Source organism: Jannaschia sp. GRR-S6-38, from assembly GCF_029853695.1.
GTDB classification, from domain to species: domain Bacteria; phylum Pseudomonadota; class Alphaproteobacteria; order Rhodobacterales; family Rhodobacteraceae; genus Jannaschia; species Jannaschia ovalis.
The window spans coordinates 701,633-717,655 of sequence record NZ_CP122537.1 but is presented as its reverse complement, the minus strand read 5'-3'; the positions used below and the strand labels follow the sequence as shown (position 1 = coordinate 717,655).

The window sequence follows — 16,023 nt, the reverse complement described above, 5'->3', positions numbered from 1 at the left end:
TGCTCGATCCTCGTCTTCGTGAGGGGGCCTCTAGTTGAGAAGCGGGCCCCAGGATGGGTCGGACGCGGCCGCCGGGGTCGGCGCACGTTGCAGATTTCGTCCGGTGATGTCCACGGTATAGAGCGCAGGCGCCCCCAACGCGCCTGGGCTTTCGCGCGTGAACATCACGACGCGGCCATTGGGCGCCCAGGTCGGGCCCTCGTCGAGGAAGGCGCCTGTCAGCAGCCGCTCCTCCGAGCCGTCCTCGCGCATCACGCCGATATGGAAGCGCCCGGCATTCTGCTTGGTGAAGGCGATGTAGTCGCCCTTTGGCGACCAGACCGGCGTGCCGTAGCGCCCCTCGCCGAAGCTGATCCGGCGCGCCTCGCCGCCGCCAGCGGGCATGATGTAGAGCTGCGGCTGCCCCGAGCGGTCGCTTTCGAAGACGATCCGGCTGCCGTCGGGCGAGAAGCTGGGCGCCGTCTCGATCGAAGGCGCGTTGGTCAGCCGGGCCTGCGCCCCGGTCGCGATGTCCAGCAGGTACAGATCGGTATTGCCCGCGTTCTCGGCTGAATAGACCACGCGCTGCCCGTCGGGCGAGAAGCGGGGCGCGAAGCTCATGTTCTGGTCCAGCCCGCCCACGGTGCGCTTCTGCAGCGTCGCCACGTCAATCAGCGTGACCCGGGGAAAGCCGCTCTCGTAGCCGGTATAGATGATGCTGCGCCCGTCGGGCGAGAAGCGCGGCGCCAGCACGATCGCATCCGACGAGGTCAGGTAGCTGACATTGGCGCCGTCGTAATCCATCACCGCCAGCCGCTTCTGGCGGGCGTCCTTCGGTCCGGTCTCCGAGACGAAGACCACGCGGCTGTCGAAATAGGGCCCCTCGCCGGTGATCCGGCTATAGGCGGCATCGGCCACCTTGTGGGCCATGCGCCGCCAGCCCTCGACGGTGCCGACGAATTGCAGCCCGTCGCCCAGCGGCTGTTCGCTGAACACGTCGAACAGGCGGAACTGCACCACGATGCGGCCGTCGCCTTCCACCAGGACCGAGCCGGTGATCAGCGCCTCGGCGTTGATCGCCTTCCAGTCGGACCATTGCACGGGCGAGTCGAAATTGGAGACGCGCGCGATATGGGCGTCCTGCGGGATCTCGCGGAACAGGCCGGTATTGGACAGGTCGGCGGCGATCACGCGGGTGATGTCCTGCGCCAGCTGCCCGGCCTCGGCGTTGCGCGCCACGAAGTTGGGCACCGCGAAGGGCAGCGGCTCGATCACGCCGTCGGTGATGGTGATGCGAAGGGGGCCGTCGCTGTTCTGCGCGACGGCGGGAAGGGTCGGCGCGGCCAATAGGAGGGCGGTCAGCGCGATCAGGAATCGTCTCACGGGGCGAGCCTCGCGGGGGTTGGGACGCATGGCCGCGATAATGCGGGAACGTCCGGGTTTCTCAATGGGTCGCCCGCGGCTGACGGATTCGGGCGAAGCTTCGCCCGGCCCTGCCGCGGGGGACCCGCGATATGCGATAGCAGCGTCATCTCAGCCGCATGCTCGTGGGATCGAAGGTGATCTCGACCTCGCGCCACTGTTCGTATTTCTCGGCCGGCAGCTTGAAGCCGCGCTCGCGGCGGGCGCATTCGAGTATCGCGTTGCGCGCCTTCTCCAGCGCGACCTGCGTCGAGGTGGGCGAGCCGCCCGAGGACGACACGACGCGGATCGTGTTCGAGCGCGGAAAGCCGTCGCGCGTCATCTCGAAGCCCACAGTCACGATGGTGTTGAGCACTTCGGTCGAGACCGCGCCGAGATTCCAGCAGGCCTGCACGGCGAGGCGGAAGCCATCGCGCTCGCCCTCGCTGAGCGGCGGGCCGGCGGGGGCCGAAGGCGCCGGGGCGGGGGTCGCGATGGCATCGGCCACCGCGCCGGCGATGGCGGCGGCGAGCGGGTCTTCGGCGGGGGCCTCGGCGGGCGTCTCCGCGGGCTGGGCGGCGGGCTCTGTGGCCGGGGCCGGTGTCTCGGGTTCCGCCGTCTCGGCGCTGGCCACGACGACTGGCTCGGGCCGCGCGGGGCGGCGGTTCGGGCGAAGCGACCGCTCGGGCGCGGCCGAGGGCGTGTCGGCCTCGGTGACGATCACCGGCGCGGCCTCCTCGGGGGCGGCAGGGGTCTCGGCGGGCTGCACGGGCTCGGCACTCTCGGCCGGGGCGGGCTGCGCCTCGACCACCGGCGCGGTCTCGGTCAGGGGCGGCGGCGCGGGGGCGGGCGTGGCCGCCACGCGCGGCGCGGCGCGCGGCGCGGGGCTGTCGCTGACCGGCGCGTCGGGCGCCTCGGCGGGGGCGGCGGGCGCATCGGGCGTCTCGGGCGCGACCTCGGTCGGCGGCGGCGGGGTCAGGGCGCTGACATCGGGATTGGCGTCGGGCGGCGCGGCCTGCGGGGCCTCGGGCTGCGCGGTCTGCGGCGCGGTCTCGGGCGCGGGGGCGGGCGCCAGCGCCTCGGGCGCCGGGTCGGCGGGGGCGACGAGCGCTGTGGGCACCGGCGTCTCGGCCTCGGGCACGGCCGAGATCAGCGCGTCGAACTCCGCCGCAGAAATCACCGACACCTCGGCCACGGCGATCGTGTCCTCGTCCCGCACCGGGTCGAACAGGCCGCCGATCAGCGCCCAGACGATCAGCCCCGCATGCGCGGTGCCTGAGACGGCCAGGGCCGTGCGCCGCTCCACGGCTCAGTTCCCGTCCGGCGCGTCCGGTGCGGTGCCATCCAGCGCCGGCCCGCCCGGATCGGTGACCAGCCCGATATTGCGAAAGCCGCCGGCGTTCAGCGCGCCCATGACGACCATGACCTCGCCATAGGGGACGCCGCCGTCGGCGCGCAGGAAGACCTTGTCGCCCTGCCGCTCGCCCGCGATCGCCCGCAGGCGGGGCAGCAGCTCGTCGCGGGCCACCTCGGTGGCGCCGATCAGTACGCGGCCATCGGCGGCGACGGTCAGCGCGAGCGGCTCCTCCTGCTCTTGCGGCAGGGGGGCGGCGGCGGTCTCGGGCAGCTCGATCGGCACGCCCGCTGTCAGGAGCGGGGCGGCCACCATGAAGATGATCAGAAGCACCAGCATCACGTCGACGAAGGGCGTGACGTTGATCTCGGACATCGGCGCGGCGCGGCGGGCACCGCGCCGCCTGCGGCCGGTATTGCCGCCGCCGCCGGGCTGAACCGTGCCCGCGCCCATCGCTCAGGCCGCGTCCAGCTGGCGCGACAGGATGGTGGCGAACTCGTCGGCGAAGGCTTCGTAGTTGCCGGTGATGCGGTCGGCGTCGCGGCTGAGCTTGTTGTAGAACACCACCGCCGGGATCGCGGCCAGAAGGCCCAGGCCCGTCGCCAGCAGCGCTTCGGCGATGCCCGGCGCCACGACGGCGAGGTTGGTGTTCTGGCTGATGGCGATCTGCTCGAAGGCGTGCTTGATGCCCCAGACCGTGCCGAACAGGCCTACGAAGGGCCCGGTCGAGCCCACGGTGGCCAGGAAGGTCAGGCCGCTGGTCAGGCGGTCGCGCTCCTTGGCGATGGCCACGTCCATTGTGCGGTCGATCCGCGCCTGCGCGCCCGCGATCAGCCCGCCATCGTCGCGGTGGCTGCGGTTCCATTCCGACATCGCCGCCGCGAAGATCCGTTCCGAGGCCGAGGAGGGCCGGTCGCCGATCTGGTCGTAGAGCTCGTCCAGCGGCTCGCCCGACCAGAAGGCGCGGTCGAAGGCGGCGGCGCGCGACTTGGCGCGGCGGAACTGCACGATCTTCTGCAAGAGCACCGCCCAGACCCAGATCGAGGCCGCGAACAGCATCACCATCACCACCTTCACGATGAAGGTCGCGCGCCAGAACAGCGCCCATAGCGAGAAATCGATCTCGCTGGCGGCTGCCAGAACTTCCGTCTCCATGTGGACTGCCCGTCCTTTCGTATCGCGGCGTTTCGCGCCGCCGTCATTGCGAAGCAAGCTAGCAGATGGGAAGTCGGATGGCGAGGGCGATCAGGGGTTCGGCGGAATGTCGCGCGGGCTGATCGCGGCCTTGTGATCAGGGGCCGGGACGCGGATCGGCGGCCGCCTGGGGGCCGCCCGGCGCGTCCGATGCGGCCGCCCAGGGCGGCACCTCGGACCAATGGCAGGCGGCGGCCAGGCGGGCCAGCGGGGCCGCAAGATCGGCGACGGGAAAGGTGACGCGCTCGGTCGTGCCCGACCCGTCGGTGAAGCGCAGATGCAGCCGCTCGGCCCCCAGAAGGCTCTCGATGAATTCGCGCGCGCCGCGATAGTCCCAATGGCCGAAGGCCTCGCCCCGCCGGTCGACATCCAGCATCGCCACGCGCGGCTCTCCCGCGTCGAGGCGCAGGCCGACGGGCCAGCCCTCCGCGCCGCCGGGCGTCTGGCAGTCATGCGCGACATAGGCCGCGGTCCGGTCCTCGAGGCAGCGCAGGAACAGCGTCGCACGCCGGCGCGGCCCGCAGGTCAGCGGTGCGCCGCTCGGCACCGACAGGAACACGTTGCACAGCCCCGAGAAGGCGGCCGCCTCCTCCAGCACGCGCCACCCGGGCGGGCGCAGCGCGACCGGATTGGGCACAGGTGCGGGCGCGGGCGGCGGCTGGCGCAGAGCGGGACGCGGTGCGGATATGGGCGAGGGCGGGCGGGGCGTCGCCGGGGGCGCCTGCGGAGCCGGGACGGGCTGCGCAGCGCGGGCGGCCGAGAGCGCGAAATGATGCGCCAGCAGCCAGCCCGAGCAGAGCGCCACCACGAGCGCGAGGCCCCGGACCAGAAGAAGTTTGGGAAATCGGCGTTTCATCGCGGGCAACCTGCCCGCCCGTGGGTTAAGGCACCGTATCCGCCAACGGCATTTCCGCGACCGCGCGGGGCAACCGGCAGGGGCGGCCGTCGAGGCTCATGCTTACGATGGTGACCTCCGCGGCGAAGAGCGTCTCCTCGCCCCGCAACACGCGCTGGGCCATGACGAACCGCGCCGCCGTGCGCGACACCAGCCGGGTCTCGACCAGCAGGTGGTCGTCGTAGCGGGCGGGCCTGCGGTAATCCGCCTCGACGCGGCTGACGGCGAAGACCACGCCCGCGGCGCGCATCGCCGCCTGGTCGATCCCCGCCTCGCGCACCATCTCGGAGCGGGCGCGCTCGATGAAGCGCAGGTAGTTGGCGTAATAGACGATGCCCGCCAGGTCGACATCCTCGTAATAGACGCGCAGCGGCCAGCGATGGACGCTCATTGCGCGCGCCCCAGCCGGGCGGCCAGGCGCAGCGCATGGGCCGGGTCCTGCGCCATCGCGGGAAGCACCGGGTCATAGGCCGCGCGCATCAGGTCGGCGATGTCGGGACGCAGCACCGCGTGGCCTTCGACCATCGCCAGCGGCGAAGCGTCGGTAAAGGCCGTGTCGGACCACAGAAGATGCGCCTGCACCATCTGGTTCAGCGCCAGCGTATCGGCGGGGACCTGGCCGAGATGCTCGTCCATCCGGATGAACGAGAAACAGGCCTTGATCGCCCCCGCGTCGTCGAAGCGGAAGATGCGATACTGGTTGGCCTCGGCCGCCTTCAAGCGCGCGACCAGCGGGCCCAGCCCGGGTACCAGCCGGTCGAGATTGGGCGTCGCCGGCAGCTCGTCCCAGTCGCGCAGGAAAAACACCATGAGGTTGGCGCCCAGCTCGGGATCGGTCTCGGCCATCTTGTGGCCGGTCAGCACGCAGAGCGCCTCGATCGCGCCCTTGAGCACGGCGACCGTCTCGTCGGTCACGCCGAAGACGACGGGCGCGATGGGGCGCCCCCAGCGGGCGAAGAGGAACGCGCCGTCGGCGCGGGTGAAGAGCGCCGAGACGGCTTGCGGGTCGAGCGGTGTCATGGGGCGGGGATGCCATGCCCGGATGGCGGAGGCCAGACCGGCGCCCCGGCGGTCTCGTGCAAGACGGGGCGGCACTGGCGCGCGGTGTTTCACGCGATGGGACGGGACGCCCGGCTGCCGCCCGCGGCCTTGACCCGACCGGCGCCGCGGCTCATGGGCAGGCCGATCCCGCCCGCAGCCCGGAGCCCCCGCATGTCCGACGACCACGTCACCCCCGCCAGCTGGACCGCGCTGACGACGCTGCCCGACCGCGACCGCGCCGAGCGTCTTGGCGCCGCGATGGAGGAGATGGATCCCGCCCCCGACGGCGTGGGCGTCTTCGAGATTGAGGACGGCTCGGGCCTCTGGGAAGTCGGCGGCTATTTCGCCGCGGCGCCCGACGACACGGCGCTGGCGCTGCTGGCCGCGGCCTTCGGCGCGAGGCCTTTCGCCGTCTCGGAACTGCCGCCCACCGACTGGGTCGCCCATGTGCGCCGCGAGCTGCAGCCCGTCGAGGCTGGGCGCTTCTTCGTCTATGGCAGCCACGATGCCGACCGGGTGCCCGATGACCGCGTCGCGCTGCTGATCGAGGCGGCGATGGCCTTCGGTACCGGCCATCACGGCACCACGCAGGGCTGCCTTCTGGCCTTAGAGGCGCTGCTGCAGGACGGGCTGGCCCCCGGCCCCGTGGCCGATATCGGGGCGGGGACGGCGGTTCTGGCGATGGCGGCGGCGCGGGTCTGGCCCGATGCGCCCGTCGTCGCCTCCGATATCGACGCGGTGGCCGTCGAGGTGGCCGAGGCCAACCTGCGGGTCAACGGCATGGCGGGCCGCGTCACCTGCGTCGAGGCGGCGGGCTTCGACCATCCGGATCTCGCCGGGCCGTTCGACCTGATCTTCGCGAATATCCTGAAGGGCCCCTTGATCGAGCTCGCGCCCGCCATGGCGCGTGCCGCGGCGTCGGGCGGCCACGCGATCCTGTCGGGCATCCTCAATCCTCAGGCCGAGGACGTGATCGCCGCCTATGACGCGGCGGGCTTCGCGCTGGCGGCCCGGCGCGAGCTGGGCGACTGGACTACTCTGACGCTGCGCCGCGGCTGAGGCCCCGAACGAAAGCGCGCCCGCCTCGGGAGGAGGACGGGCGCGCAAGGCATTGTTGGATTGGGGGCCGCGTCAGCCGAAGCGGATGTCGACATCGGCGCGATTGAAGCCGATATCCTCCAGCGATCTCTCGTCCAGCCGGTAGAGGTCGCGGCGCACGGCGCGGCGGCGGCTCCAATCGGCCAGCTTGCCCGAGAGGGCGGCGGCGAGGGCGTTCCTGATCTCGGTCATGTCGTATCTCCTTGGATGCGAGCGTTGCGCTCGCTTCAGGAGATGGCCCCGGCCGGGGGTGCCGACAATTGCCGGATCTGCAAGGCACCGCTGCGGATGCTGCATAGCAGCATCCACGATGCGGCGGGGTTCAGCCGCGGGCGGCGAAGGCGTCGATATCGCCGCGCTCCAGGCCGATGTCGCGCAGCTCGCGGTCGGTCAGCTTGGAGAGCATCTTGACCGTCACGCGGCGGTCGTTCCACGCCACGACGCGGCCGAGAAGGGCCGAGAACAGGCCGGTGGTCGGCAGGGCGGGGCGGGCGGTGTTGAAGGTGTCGAAGCTGGCCATGGCGGATATCCTGTGTCGAAGCGGGTGGGGCGCTGGACGGCCATCGGGCCGCCCTTGGATGGACTGCAGGTAGGGCCGGTTTTCATACTGCACAATTGGTAAGCAGACATGCCCGTCATGCGCTTTCTGCATAGCAGCATGCGAACCCGGCGGGGTGCGGTATCGCCCGGTCCCAAGGTGGCTATCGCGCCGCTGCCGGGGGCGGTGGCTGACAGCGCGCTGGCCCTGTCGGATTCGGCATGCTAGCCTGATACAAACGAGGAACATCGGGGCAGGGCAGATGCGCGTGATGGGGATCGATCCGGGGCTTCGGGCCTGCGGCTGGGGCGTGATCGAAACCGACGGCGCGCGCCTGCGCCACGTCGCCAACGGCACCTGCCGCCCCGAGGGCGAGGGGATGGGCGCGCGGCTCCTGTCGCTGCACGGCCTGCTCTCGGCGGTTCTGGCCACCCACCGCCCCGACGCGGCGGCGGTCGAACAGACCTTCGTCAATGCCGGCGGGCAGAGCACGCTCAAGCTGGGCCAGGCGCGCGGCATCGCCATGCTGGTGCCCGCGCAAGCGGGGCTGGCGGTCGGCGAATACGCCCCCAACGCCGTCAAGAAGGCGGTAGTCGGCGTGGGCCACGCGGGCAAGGACCAGATCGCGCATATGGTGAAGATGCAGCTGCCCGGCTGCGCCCCCGACAGCGCCGATGCGGCCGACGCGCTGGCCATCGCGCTGTGCCACGCTTTCCACCTGCAAAGCGCGGGCCGGCTGGCGGCCGCCATCGGAGCGCGCGCGTGATCGGACGGCTGACCGGACGGCTGGACCACAAGGGCGCCGATCACATCCTGCTGGATGTGGGCGGCGTGGGCTATGTCGTGCATGTCTCCGACCGCACGCTGGCCGCGTTGCCGCCCTTGAAATCGCCCTGCGCCCTCTGGACCGAGCTTCTGGTGCGCGAGGACCTGCTGCAGCTTTTCGGCTTCCTGACGGTGCAGGAGCGGGAATGGCACCGGCTCCTGACCTCGGTGCAGGGGATCGGGGCGAAGGGGTCGCTTGCGATCCTCGGAACGCTGGGCGCGGACGGCGTGTCGCGCGCCATCGCGCTGGGCGATGCGGCGGCGGTGAAGGCCGCGCCCGGCGTCGGCCCGAAGATCGCGCAGCGTGTGGTCCTCGAGCTGAAGGGCAAGGCGCCGGCCCTGATGGCGATGGGCGCCGCCGAGGATCCGCTGGTCGAGACCGCCCCCGGTGACGCGCCCGCCGCCCCCACACCGCCGAAACACGCTGGCGCGCAAGCGGAAGCGCTCTCCGCGCTGGCCAATCTCGGCTACGCCCCGGTGGACGCCGCCCGCGCCGTGGCCGAATCCGCCGATGAAGCGGGCGACACCGCCACGCTGATCCGCGCCGCGCTGAAGCGCCTGGCGCCGGGGGAGTGATGCGGATGGGCCTGACCCGAGGCCGCGCCGTGCCGACGGGGGCGAGGGGCTGGTCTCCGACCGCGCCCCGTGCCACAGCCGCGCCGTGATGGACCGCGACCCCCTTCTCGACCCCGCCGCGCCGGATGCCGTGCCCGATGACCGGGCGCTGCGGCCGCAGGTGCTGGACGAGTTCATCGGCCAGGCGGAGGCGCGGGCCAATCTGCGCGTCTTCATCGAGAGCGCGCGGCGGCGCGGCGAGGCGATGGATCACGTGCTGTTCCACGGACCGCCGGGCCTAGGCAAGACGACGCTGGCGCAGATCATGGCGCGCGAGCTGGGCGTGGGATTCCGGATGACCTCGGGCCCGGTGCTTGCCAAGGCGGGCGACCTCGCCGCGATCCTGACCAATCTCGAGGCGCGGGACGTGCTCTTCATCGACGAGATCCACCGCCTGAACCCGGCGGTGGAGGAGGTGCTCTATCCCGCGCTCGAGGATTTCGCGCTGGACCTCGTCATCGGCGAAGGTCCGGCGGCGAGGACGGTGCGCATCGACCTGCAGCCCTTCACGCTGGTCGGCGCGACAACCCGGCTGGGCCTGCTGACCACGCCCCTGCGCGACCGGTTCGGCATCCCGACGCGGCTGCAATTCTACACCGTGCCGGAGCTGCACCAGATCGTGACCCGCGGCGCGCGGCTGATGGGGGCGCCCGCATCGGAGGAAGGCGCGCAGGAGATCGCGCGCCGCGCCCGCGGCACGCCGCGCATCGCCGGGCGGCTGCTGCGCCGGGTGGTCGATTTCGCCGTGGTCGAGGGCGACGGGCAGGTCACCCGCGCGATTGCCGACAACGCGCTGACGCGGCTGGGCGTGGATCACCTCGGGCTCGACGGCGCCGACCGCCGCTATCTGGGTCTGATGGCCGAGAATTACGGCGGCGGGCCCGTGGGGATCGAGACGCTGGCCGCCGCCCTGTCGGAAAGCCGCGACGCGCTGGAGGAGGTGATCGAGCCGTTCCTGCTGCAACAGGGCCTGATCGCGCGCACCCCGCGCGGGCGGATGCTCGCGCAGAAGGGCTGGGCGCATCTGGGGCTGGACGCGCCGCGCCGCGAGGGCGATCTGTTCGAGTGAGGGCTGGGGCCGCCTGCCGCTTTTTGGAACCCCTCGGAGGGATTCCCGGCCAGAGGATGACAGGCCTTGAGGACATTGGCTTCGTGACAGCGGATGACGAGATGAACCCCGACCGGTTCAACCTGGCCGCCTATGTCCTGGCGGCGGGGCGGGCGCGGCCGGAGCATCCGGCGCTGATCGTGCCCGGGCAGGTGGCGTGGTCCCATGCCGACCTGGCCCGCGCGGTGGCGCGGCGCGCGGGCGGCCTGGCAGCGCTGGGGCTCGCGCAGGGCGCCCGGGTCCTGCTGCGGCTGGGCAATTCGCCCGATTTCCCCGTCACCTATCTCGCCGCCATCGCCGCGGGGCTGGTGCCCGTGCCCACGGCGGCCGGGCTGACGGCGGGCGAGGTGACGGGGCTGGCGGCGCGCGTCGAGGCGGCGCTGGTCGTGGCCGAGCCCGGGATCGCCCTGCCCGAGGGGCCGGATGCCGTCATGGCCACCGATCTGGACGCCGCGGCGCTGCCCGTGGCGGATTGGGTGCGGGGGCCGGCGGACCGGCTGGGCTATATCGTCTTCACGTCCGGATCGGGCGGGGCGCCCAAGGCGGTGGCCCATGCCCATCGCGCGGTGCTGGCGCGGCGGATGATGTGGGAGGGCTGGTACGGGCTGCGCGAAGACGACCGGATGCTGCATGCCGGGGCCTTCAACTGGACCTTCACGCTGGGCACCGGGCTGATGGATCCCTGGGCCATCGGCGCGACGGCGATCGTGCCGCCGCCGGGCGCGTCGCCGGCCGATCTCGGCCGGATGATCGCGGCGGAGCGCGCGACGATCTTCGCCGCGGCGCCGGGGATCTATCGTCGGCTGCTGCGCGAGGACCTGCCCGCGATGCCGGCGCTGCGCCACGGCCTGTCAGCGGGCGAGGCGCTTCCGCCCGCGCTGCGCGCCGAATGGCGGGCGCGGACGGGGACCGACATCCACGAGGCGCTGGGGATGTCGGAATGCTCGACCTATCTCTCCGGCTCGCCCGCCCGGCCCGCGCCCGAAGGCACGGCGGGTTATCCGCAGCCCGGTCGCCGGCTGCGGGTCGTGGACGGGCACCTGCAGGTCCATGCCTCCGATCCGGGGCTGATGCTGGGCTATTGGCAGGGCGGCGCGCCCGAGCCCCTGGCGGGAGAGTGGTTCGACACCGGCGACCGGGTCCGGGTGCGGCCCGATGGCGCGATGGTGCATGAGGGGCGGACGGATGATCTCCTGAACCCCGGCGGCTTCCGCATCAGCCCGCAGGAGGTGGAGGCGGCGCTCGCGGGCCTGCCGGTGCGCGACCTTGCCGTGGGAGAGATCACGGTCGCGAGCGGGGCGCGCGTCCTCGCCGCCTATTACGTGGGCGCGGCCCTCGACGAGGACGCGGCCCGCGCCCATGCCGCCGCCCATCTCGCTGAGTACAAGCGCCCGCGTATCTGGCTGCGCCGCGACGCCCTGCCGCGCAACGCCAACGGCAAGCTGATCCGCTCGAAGCTGGCCTGAGCCTCAGCCCGCGTCGCGAGGGCGGGCGGCGTCGACGGCCTGCTCGACCACGCGGTCGGCATAGCGGCCGCCCTTCTTCCAGGCCATCTCCTCGGAGGACCAGGTGCATTGGAACCGCAGGCCGGTCGGCGTCCAGTCGAATTCCGGATCACCGTCGAACGTGGCCTTGGTCATCTGCCGCAGCACGCGCATGCCGAAGCCCGAGGGCTTTTCGGGCGCGGTCACCGCGAAGGGCGCGTGCTCGTGCCAGGACAGGACGAAATCGCGCGGATCGACCTTGATCGCCAGATCGACCGTCCCGCCCTCGGCGGAGAGCGCGCCATGCTTGACGGCGTTGGTCATCAGCTCGTTCAGCGCCAGGACGACGGTCTGCGCCGCCGTGGCGTTGAGCGCAAAATCCTCGGTCAGGTCGGTCCGGATCTGGCCGCCCTGGACCATCGGGCCGAGCGTCATGGAGACCATGTCGCCCAGATCCACCCGCCGGTCCTCGCCCGAGAAGGTCAGCGTGTTCACGTCGGCCAGGGCGCGCAGCCGGCCGGAATAGGCCTCGATCAGCCCGTCGCGCGTGTCCGAGCTACGCGCGGCCATGAAGAACATGCCCTGGACCAGCGAGAAGATGTTCTTGATGCGGTGGCCCATTTCGCCGGCCAGAAGCTCGGCGCGTTCCTGCGCCACGCGGCTGGCGGTGATGTCGTAGACCACGCCGACCAGCATCGTGCGCCCGTCGCTACCCTGCACCGGGCGGCCATGGCCCGACAGCCAGACCATCTCGCCGTCGGGACGCTCGAAGCGGTAGGGCACGTCATAGCGCGCGCCGGTCTCGCGCGACCGCTCGATCGCCTCGGCGACGACGACGCGATCCTCCTCGACGATCCGTTCGAGGAAATCGGCGACCGGGAAGCTCATCGGCAGCGTGGACAGGCCGGTCATGCGGCGCCCGACCAGATCCATTTCGGCTATGCCGCTGTCGAGGTCGAGCACGTAGCGGCCGACGCCGCCGGCTTCGGGGGCCAGGGCGAACCAGTCGGTTTCGGCGACGGGCCCGGAGGAGAACAGGCTTCCCGTTTCGGGCGTGGCGATGCGCATGGCAGATCATCCGTGCGGAAATAATGGCAGGGCCGGTCAATCTCATGCTGCCAAGGGTTTGGCAAGCGCGAGGAATTGGCGTAACCGGGGCCTGCGACGCGCGGCCCGTGCCGTCGCGACCTGCGCGGAGGCCTCCATGGTCAAGCTCGACATCCTGTCGGACCCGATTTGTCCATGGTGCCATATCGGCCGCGCCAACCTGTTTCGCGCGCTGGAGGCCCGGCCCGACCACGGGCTGGCGCTGGAATGGCATCCCTTCCAGCTCAATCCCGACATGCCGCCCGAGGGCATGGACCGGCGCGAATATCTCGAGGCCAAGTTCGGCGGGCAGGCGGGCGCCGTGCGCGCCTATGCGCCGGTGGTCGAAGCCGCCGAGGCGGCCGGGCTGCAGATCGATTTCGGCGCCATCGCGCGCACGCCCAACACGCTCGACGCCCACCGGCTGATCCATTGGGCGGGGCTCGAGGGGCGCCAGACCCCGGTCGCCACCGCCCTTTTCCAGGCCTATTTCGAGAAGGGACGCGATATCGGCGACCGCGCCGTGCTGACCGAGATCGGGGCCGAGCGCGGCATGGACGCCGCGATGTTGGAGCGGCTCTTTGCGACCGATGCCGATGCCGATGACATCCGCGCCCGCGACGCGCATGCCCGCGAACGCGGCGTGACCGGCGTGCCGACCTTCGTGCTGGCGGGCCAGCACGTGTTGCGCGGCGCGCAGCCGCCGGAATTGTGGATGCAGGTGATCGACGAGATCGCGGCCCAGCGGGCGGCCGCGGCGGCGGAGCCTTCCGCGGATGACGACGCCCGGACCGGGCCCGGGTGACGACCACGGAGCCCGGAATGGCGACGGCCCGGCGCCTGCCGCTGGTCGAGTTCGTCGCGCTGATGGCGATGCTGTCGGCCACGATCGCCTTCTCGATCGATGCCATGCTGCCCGGCCTGCCGCAGATCGGCGCGGCGCTGTCGCCCGACAACCCGAACGCGGCGCAGCTCGTGATCGTGGCCTTCGTCTTCGGGATGGGGTTCGGCACACTTTTCGCGGGGCCGATGTCGGACGCGCTGGGCCGCAAGCGGGTGATGCTGGCGGGTGCAGCACTCTATTGCGCGGGGGCCGCGGCGGCGGGGCTGGCGCAATCGCTGGAGGCGATCCTCCTGGCGCGCGTGGTGCAGGGGCTGGGCGCGGCCGGGCCGCGGGTGGCGGCGCAGGCGATGATCCGCGATCTCTATGCCGGAAGGGGCATGGCGCGGGTCGCGAGTTTCGTGATGATGACCTTCACGCTGGTGCCCGCCATCGCGCCGCTGATCGGCTCGCTCATCATCGCGGGCTACGGCTGGCGCGGGGTCTTCGCGGCCTTCGTGGTCTTCTCGCTGATCTCGGGCGGCTGGCTGGCGATCCGCCAGCCCGAGACGCTGGCGCCCGAGCGGCGGCGCCCGCTGCGGCTGGGCCCGCTGCGCGCGGCCTTCGGCGAGGTCTTCGCCCATCGCAACGTCCGGCTGGCGATCCTGGTGCAGACGCTGGTCTTCGGCCTGCTCTTCGCGACCATCACCAGCGTGCAGCCGATCTACGACATCGTCTTCGGCAAGAACGAGAGCTTCCCGCTCTGGTTCGGCCTCGTCGCGCTCCTGTCGGGCAGCGCCAGCTTCCTGAACGCACGGATCGTGGGGCGGCTGGGGATGCTCGTCATCCTGCGCTCGGCCCTTGGGGCGCATTTCGCGCTCTCGGCGCTCTTCGTCCTCGGCTGGGCGACCGGGGCCCTGCCGGACGTGCTGCGCTTCCCGGCCTTCTTCGTCTTCCAGTTCGCGAGCTTCGCGCTGGCGGGGCTGACGGTGGGCAACCTGAACGCCATCGCGATGCAGCCGATGGGGCATATCGCGGGCATGGCCGCCTCGGTCATCTCGGCGGTGTCGACGATCCTCGCCGTGGCGGTGGCGGTGCCCATCGGGCTGGCCTTCGACGGCACGCCCGTGCCGCTGGTCGGCGGGGCGGGCCTGGCGGCGGGGGTGGGCCTGTGGCTGGCGACGGCGCTGCGCGAGGAGGAGCCCGACCTCGTCGAACCCCATGCGGGCCAGAAGCTGCGCTAGGGGCCGGGGGCTCAGTCGCCTTCGCGGGCCGGGGTGCCGCCTTGCTTGTGGGGGTGGGTCTCGGTGAATTCCGCCTCCTCCAGGAGCAGGTTCGCGGCATAGCCGTGGATCACGATCGAGACCAGGATTGTCAGCGTCGCGATGCGCCAGACCGCGTCGATATCGGCGAAATCCGCGTGAGTCTGGGCATAGGCGATATAGAAGACCGATCCCATGCCGCGGATCCCGAAGAAGGCGACCTTGCGCCGCTCGATCCCCTTGCAGTCGATCCCGGCCAGCGCCAGCAGCCCCGCCAGCGGGCGGACCACCAGGATCAGCGCCAGCGCGAAGCCGATCTCGGCCAGCGTCACGCCGGCCAGCGCGCCCGAACCGATGAAGACGCCCAGCCACAGCAGAAGCAGCGCGAGCAGGATCGCCTCGAGCTGTTCGGCGCCGTGATGGACGTATTTCTCGTAGCCTTCCTCGTCGGTGCCGCGGGTCCGCGAGCGGCCGGCGCGCGTGGCGAGGAAGACGGCGAGGAAGCCGTAGCCGTCCACCGCCTCGGCCACGCCATAAGAGATCAGCGTCGCCGAGAGGATTACCACCACCGCGTTCCACGCTCCGCGAGAGCCGTCGCCCCAGCGCGAGAAGGTGATCCGGCTGAGCGCCCATCCGGTGCCCAGCCCCACGAGCACGCCCGCGGCCACGCGGTAGAGCACGTCGAAGCCCAGCCAGCCCCAGATCCAGGCCTCGCCCGCGAACATCTGCGCCGCGCCCAGCGTCGCGGCATGGATCGCCAGCCAGACGAAGGGAAAGGCCAGCCCGTCGTTCAGTCCCGCCTCGGCGGTCAGGGCCAGCTCCATCACGCCCTCGTCCTGCCCCGGCGGCGCGACCTGGACCGAGCGGGCGAGCACCGGGTCGGTCGGGGCCAACGCCGCCGCCAGAAGCAGGGCGCCGGGAATGCCGAGGCCCAGCCAGCCATGGCCCATCAGGGCCACCGCCGCGATGGTCAACGGCATCGCCACGATCAACAGCCGCCATGTCGGGTTCCAGCTGCGCCAGGTGGCGGGCGTGTCGATGGCAAGCCCGGCGCCCGCGAGCGCGATAATCACGATCAGTTCGGCCGCGTGCTCGACCACCTTGGTCTCGACCGACGTGCCCAGCGGATCGAGCAGCGCGGTGCCGAACAGGCCGAAGCCCAGCCCGATCAGCACGTAGAGAAGCGGCAGGTTGAAGATCTTGTAGCGCGCGAGCGCGGGCTGCAGCGTCAGGCCGAACAGCGCGAAGCCGGTCACCATGTAGATGATGTCGCGCGCGTCGAGCGGCCCGATTTCCAGCGCCTCCACCGTTCAGTCTCCGCGG

18 protein-coding genes are annotated in these 16,023 nt (G+C 71.8%); 7 read left to right on the top strand and 11 right to left on the bottom strand.

Annotated elements, in window-relative coordinates:
- Positions 1 to 30: 30 nt before the first annotated feature.
- The 7 genes from tolB to P8627_RS03625 all read right to left on the bottom strand — a co-directional run bounded on the left by tolB (position 31) and on the right by P8627_RS03625 (position 5,843).
- Positions 31 to 1,392: a Tol-Pal system beta propeller repeat protein TolB gene (tolB, locus tag P8627_RS03655; protein WP_279966227.1), complete on the bottom strand. Its 1,362-nt coding sequence runs from the start codon at positions 1,390 to 1,392 to the stop codon at positions 31 to 33.
- Positions 1,393 to 1,507: 115 nt separating this feature from the next.
- Positions 1,508 to 2,686, bottom strand: a complete 1,179-nt coding sequence (locus P8627_RS03650; protein WP_279966226.1) for an energy transducer TonB — start codon at positions 2,684 to 2,686, stop codon at positions 1,508 to 1,510.
- A gap of 3 nt (positions 2,687 to 2,689) precedes the next feature.
- Complete coding sequence (locus P8627_RS03645) at positions 2,690 to 3,187, bottom strand: ExbD/TolR family protein (RefSeq protein WP_279966225.1); 498 nt, start codon at positions 3,185 to 3,187, stop codon at positions 2,690 to 2,692.
- Between the two features lie 3 nt (positions 3,188 to 3,190).
- Positions 3,191 to 3,889, bottom strand: a complete 699-nt coding sequence (gene tolQ, locus P8627_RS03640; protein ID WP_279966224.1) for a protein TolQ — start codon at positions 3,887 to 3,889, stop codon at positions 3,191 to 3,193.
- A 136-nt stretch (positions 3,890 to 4,025) separates the two neighbouring features.
- Positions 4,026 to 4,784: a hypothetical protein gene (locus tag P8627_RS03635; protein WP_279966223.1), complete on the bottom strand. Its 759-nt coding sequence runs from the start codon at positions 4,782 to 4,784 to the stop codon at positions 4,026 to 4,028.
- Positions 4,785 to 4,809: 25 nt separating this feature from the next.
- A complete protein-coding gene (gene ybgC, locus P8627_RS03630) occupies positions 4,810 to 5,214 on the bottom strand; it encodes a tol-pal system-associated acyl-CoA thioesterase (RefSeq protein WP_279966222.1) in 405 nt (134 codons plus the stop codon).
- On the bottom strand, positions 5,211 to 5,843 hold the full coding sequence (locus P8627_RS03625; RefSeq protein ID WP_279966221.1) for a hypothetical protein: 633 nt from the start codon (positions 5,841 to 5,843) through the stop codon (positions 5,211 to 5,213). Before P8627_RS03625 ends, ybgC begins: the two co-directional genes overlap by 4 nt.
- A gap of 192 nt (positions 5,844 to 6,035) precedes the next feature.
- On the opposite strand from P8627_RS03625, the gene P8627_RS03620 reads away from it, so the two are divergent.
- Positions 6,036 to 6,923, top strand: a complete 888-nt coding sequence (locus P8627_RS03620) for a 50S ribosomal protein L11 methyltransferase (RefSeq protein WP_279966220.1) — start codon at positions 6,036 to 6,038, stop codon at positions 6,921 to 6,923.
- Between the two features lie 72 nt (positions 6,924 to 6,995).
- Here P8627_RS03620 and P8627_RS03615 read toward each other — a convergent pair whose 3' ends face one another.
- The gene (locus P8627_RS03615) at positions 6,996 to 7,154 is read right to left on the bottom strand and encodes a DUF1127 domain-containing protein (RefSeq protein WP_279966218.1); all 159 of its coding nucleotides are present in this window, start codon (positions 7,152 to 7,154) and stop codon (positions 6,996 to 6,998) included.
- Positions 7,155 to 7,284: 130 nt separating this feature from the next.
- Positions 7,285 to 7,482: a DUF1127 domain-containing protein gene (locus P8627_RS03610; protein ID WP_279966217.1), complete on the bottom strand. Its 198-nt coding sequence runs from the start codon at positions 7,480 to 7,482 to the stop codon at positions 7,285 to 7,287.
- Positions 7,483 to 7,762: 280 nt separating this feature from the next.
- On the opposite strand from P8627_RS03610, the gene ruvC reads away from it, so the two are divergent.
- The 4 genes from ruvC (at position 7,763) to P8627_RS03590 (ending at position 11,514) form a co-directional block, all read left to right on the top strand.
- Positions 7,763 to 8,266, top strand: coding sequence for a crossover junction endodeoxyribonuclease RuvC (gene ruvC / locus P8627_RS03605; protein WP_279966215.1), 504 nt, complete (start codon positions 7,763 to 7,765; stop codon positions 8,264 to 8,266).
- Positions 8,263 to 8,901 (top strand): Holliday junction branch migration protein RuvA, encoded by a 639-nt coding sequence (gene ruvA, locus P8627_RS03600; RefSeq protein WP_279966214.1) that lies wholly within the window; start codon positions 8,263 to 8,265, stop codon positions 8,899 to 8,901. Before ruvC ends, ruvA begins: the two co-directional genes overlap by 4 nt.
- Positions 8,902 to 8,989: 88 nt before the next feature.
- Positions 8,990 to 10,009, top strand: a complete 1,020-nt coding sequence (gene ruvB, locus P8627_RS03595; protein ID WP_279966213.1) for a Holliday junction branch migration DNA helicase RuvB — start codon at positions 8,990 to 8,992, stop codon at positions 10,007 to 10,009.
- 56 nt (positions 10,010 to 10,065) lie between these two features.
- On the top strand, positions 10,066 to 11,514 hold the full coding sequence (locus P8627_RS03590) for a class I adenylate-forming enzyme family protein (protein WP_279966212.1): 1,449 nt from the start codon (positions 10,066 to 10,068) through the stop codon (positions 11,512 to 11,514).
- A 3-nt stretch (positions 11,515 to 11,517) separates the two neighbouring features.
- Here the strand turns inward: P8627_RS03590 and P8627_RS03585 are convergent, their stop codons facing one another.
- Positions 11,518 to 12,600, bottom strand: a complete 1,083-nt coding sequence (locus P8627_RS03585) for a sensor histidine kinase (RefSeq protein ID WP_279966211.1) — start codon at positions 12,598 to 12,600, stop codon at positions 11,518 to 11,520.
- A gap of 136 nt (positions 12,601 to 12,736) precedes the next feature.
- On the opposite strand from P8627_RS03585, the gene P8627_RS03580 reads away from it, so the two are divergent.
- Positions 12,737 to 13,423 carry a DsbA family oxidoreductase gene (locus P8627_RS03580; protein WP_279966210.1) on the top strand — a complete coding sequence of 229 codons (687 nt, stop codon included), beginning with the start codon at positions 12,737 to 12,739 and terminating at the stop codon, positions 13,421 to 13,423.
- A 17-nt stretch (positions 13,424 to 13,440) separates the two neighbouring features.
- Positions 13,441 to 14,682: an MFS transporter gene (locus tag P8627_RS03575; RefSeq protein ID WP_279966209.1), complete on the top strand. Its 1,242-nt coding sequence runs from the start codon at positions 13,441 to 13,443 to the stop codon at positions 14,680 to 14,682.
- Positions 14,683 to 14,693: 11 nt separating this feature from the next.
- Here the strand turns inward: P8627_RS03575 and P8627_RS03570 are convergent, their stop codons facing one another.
- The gene (locus P8627_RS03570) at positions 14,694 to 16,007 is read right to left on the bottom strand and encodes a cation:proton antiporter (protein ID WP_279966208.1); all 1,314 of its coding nucleotides are present in this window, start codon (positions 16,005 to 16,007) and stop codon (positions 14,694 to 14,696) included.
- Between the last annotated feature and the right edge of the window lie 16 nt (positions 16,008 to 16,023).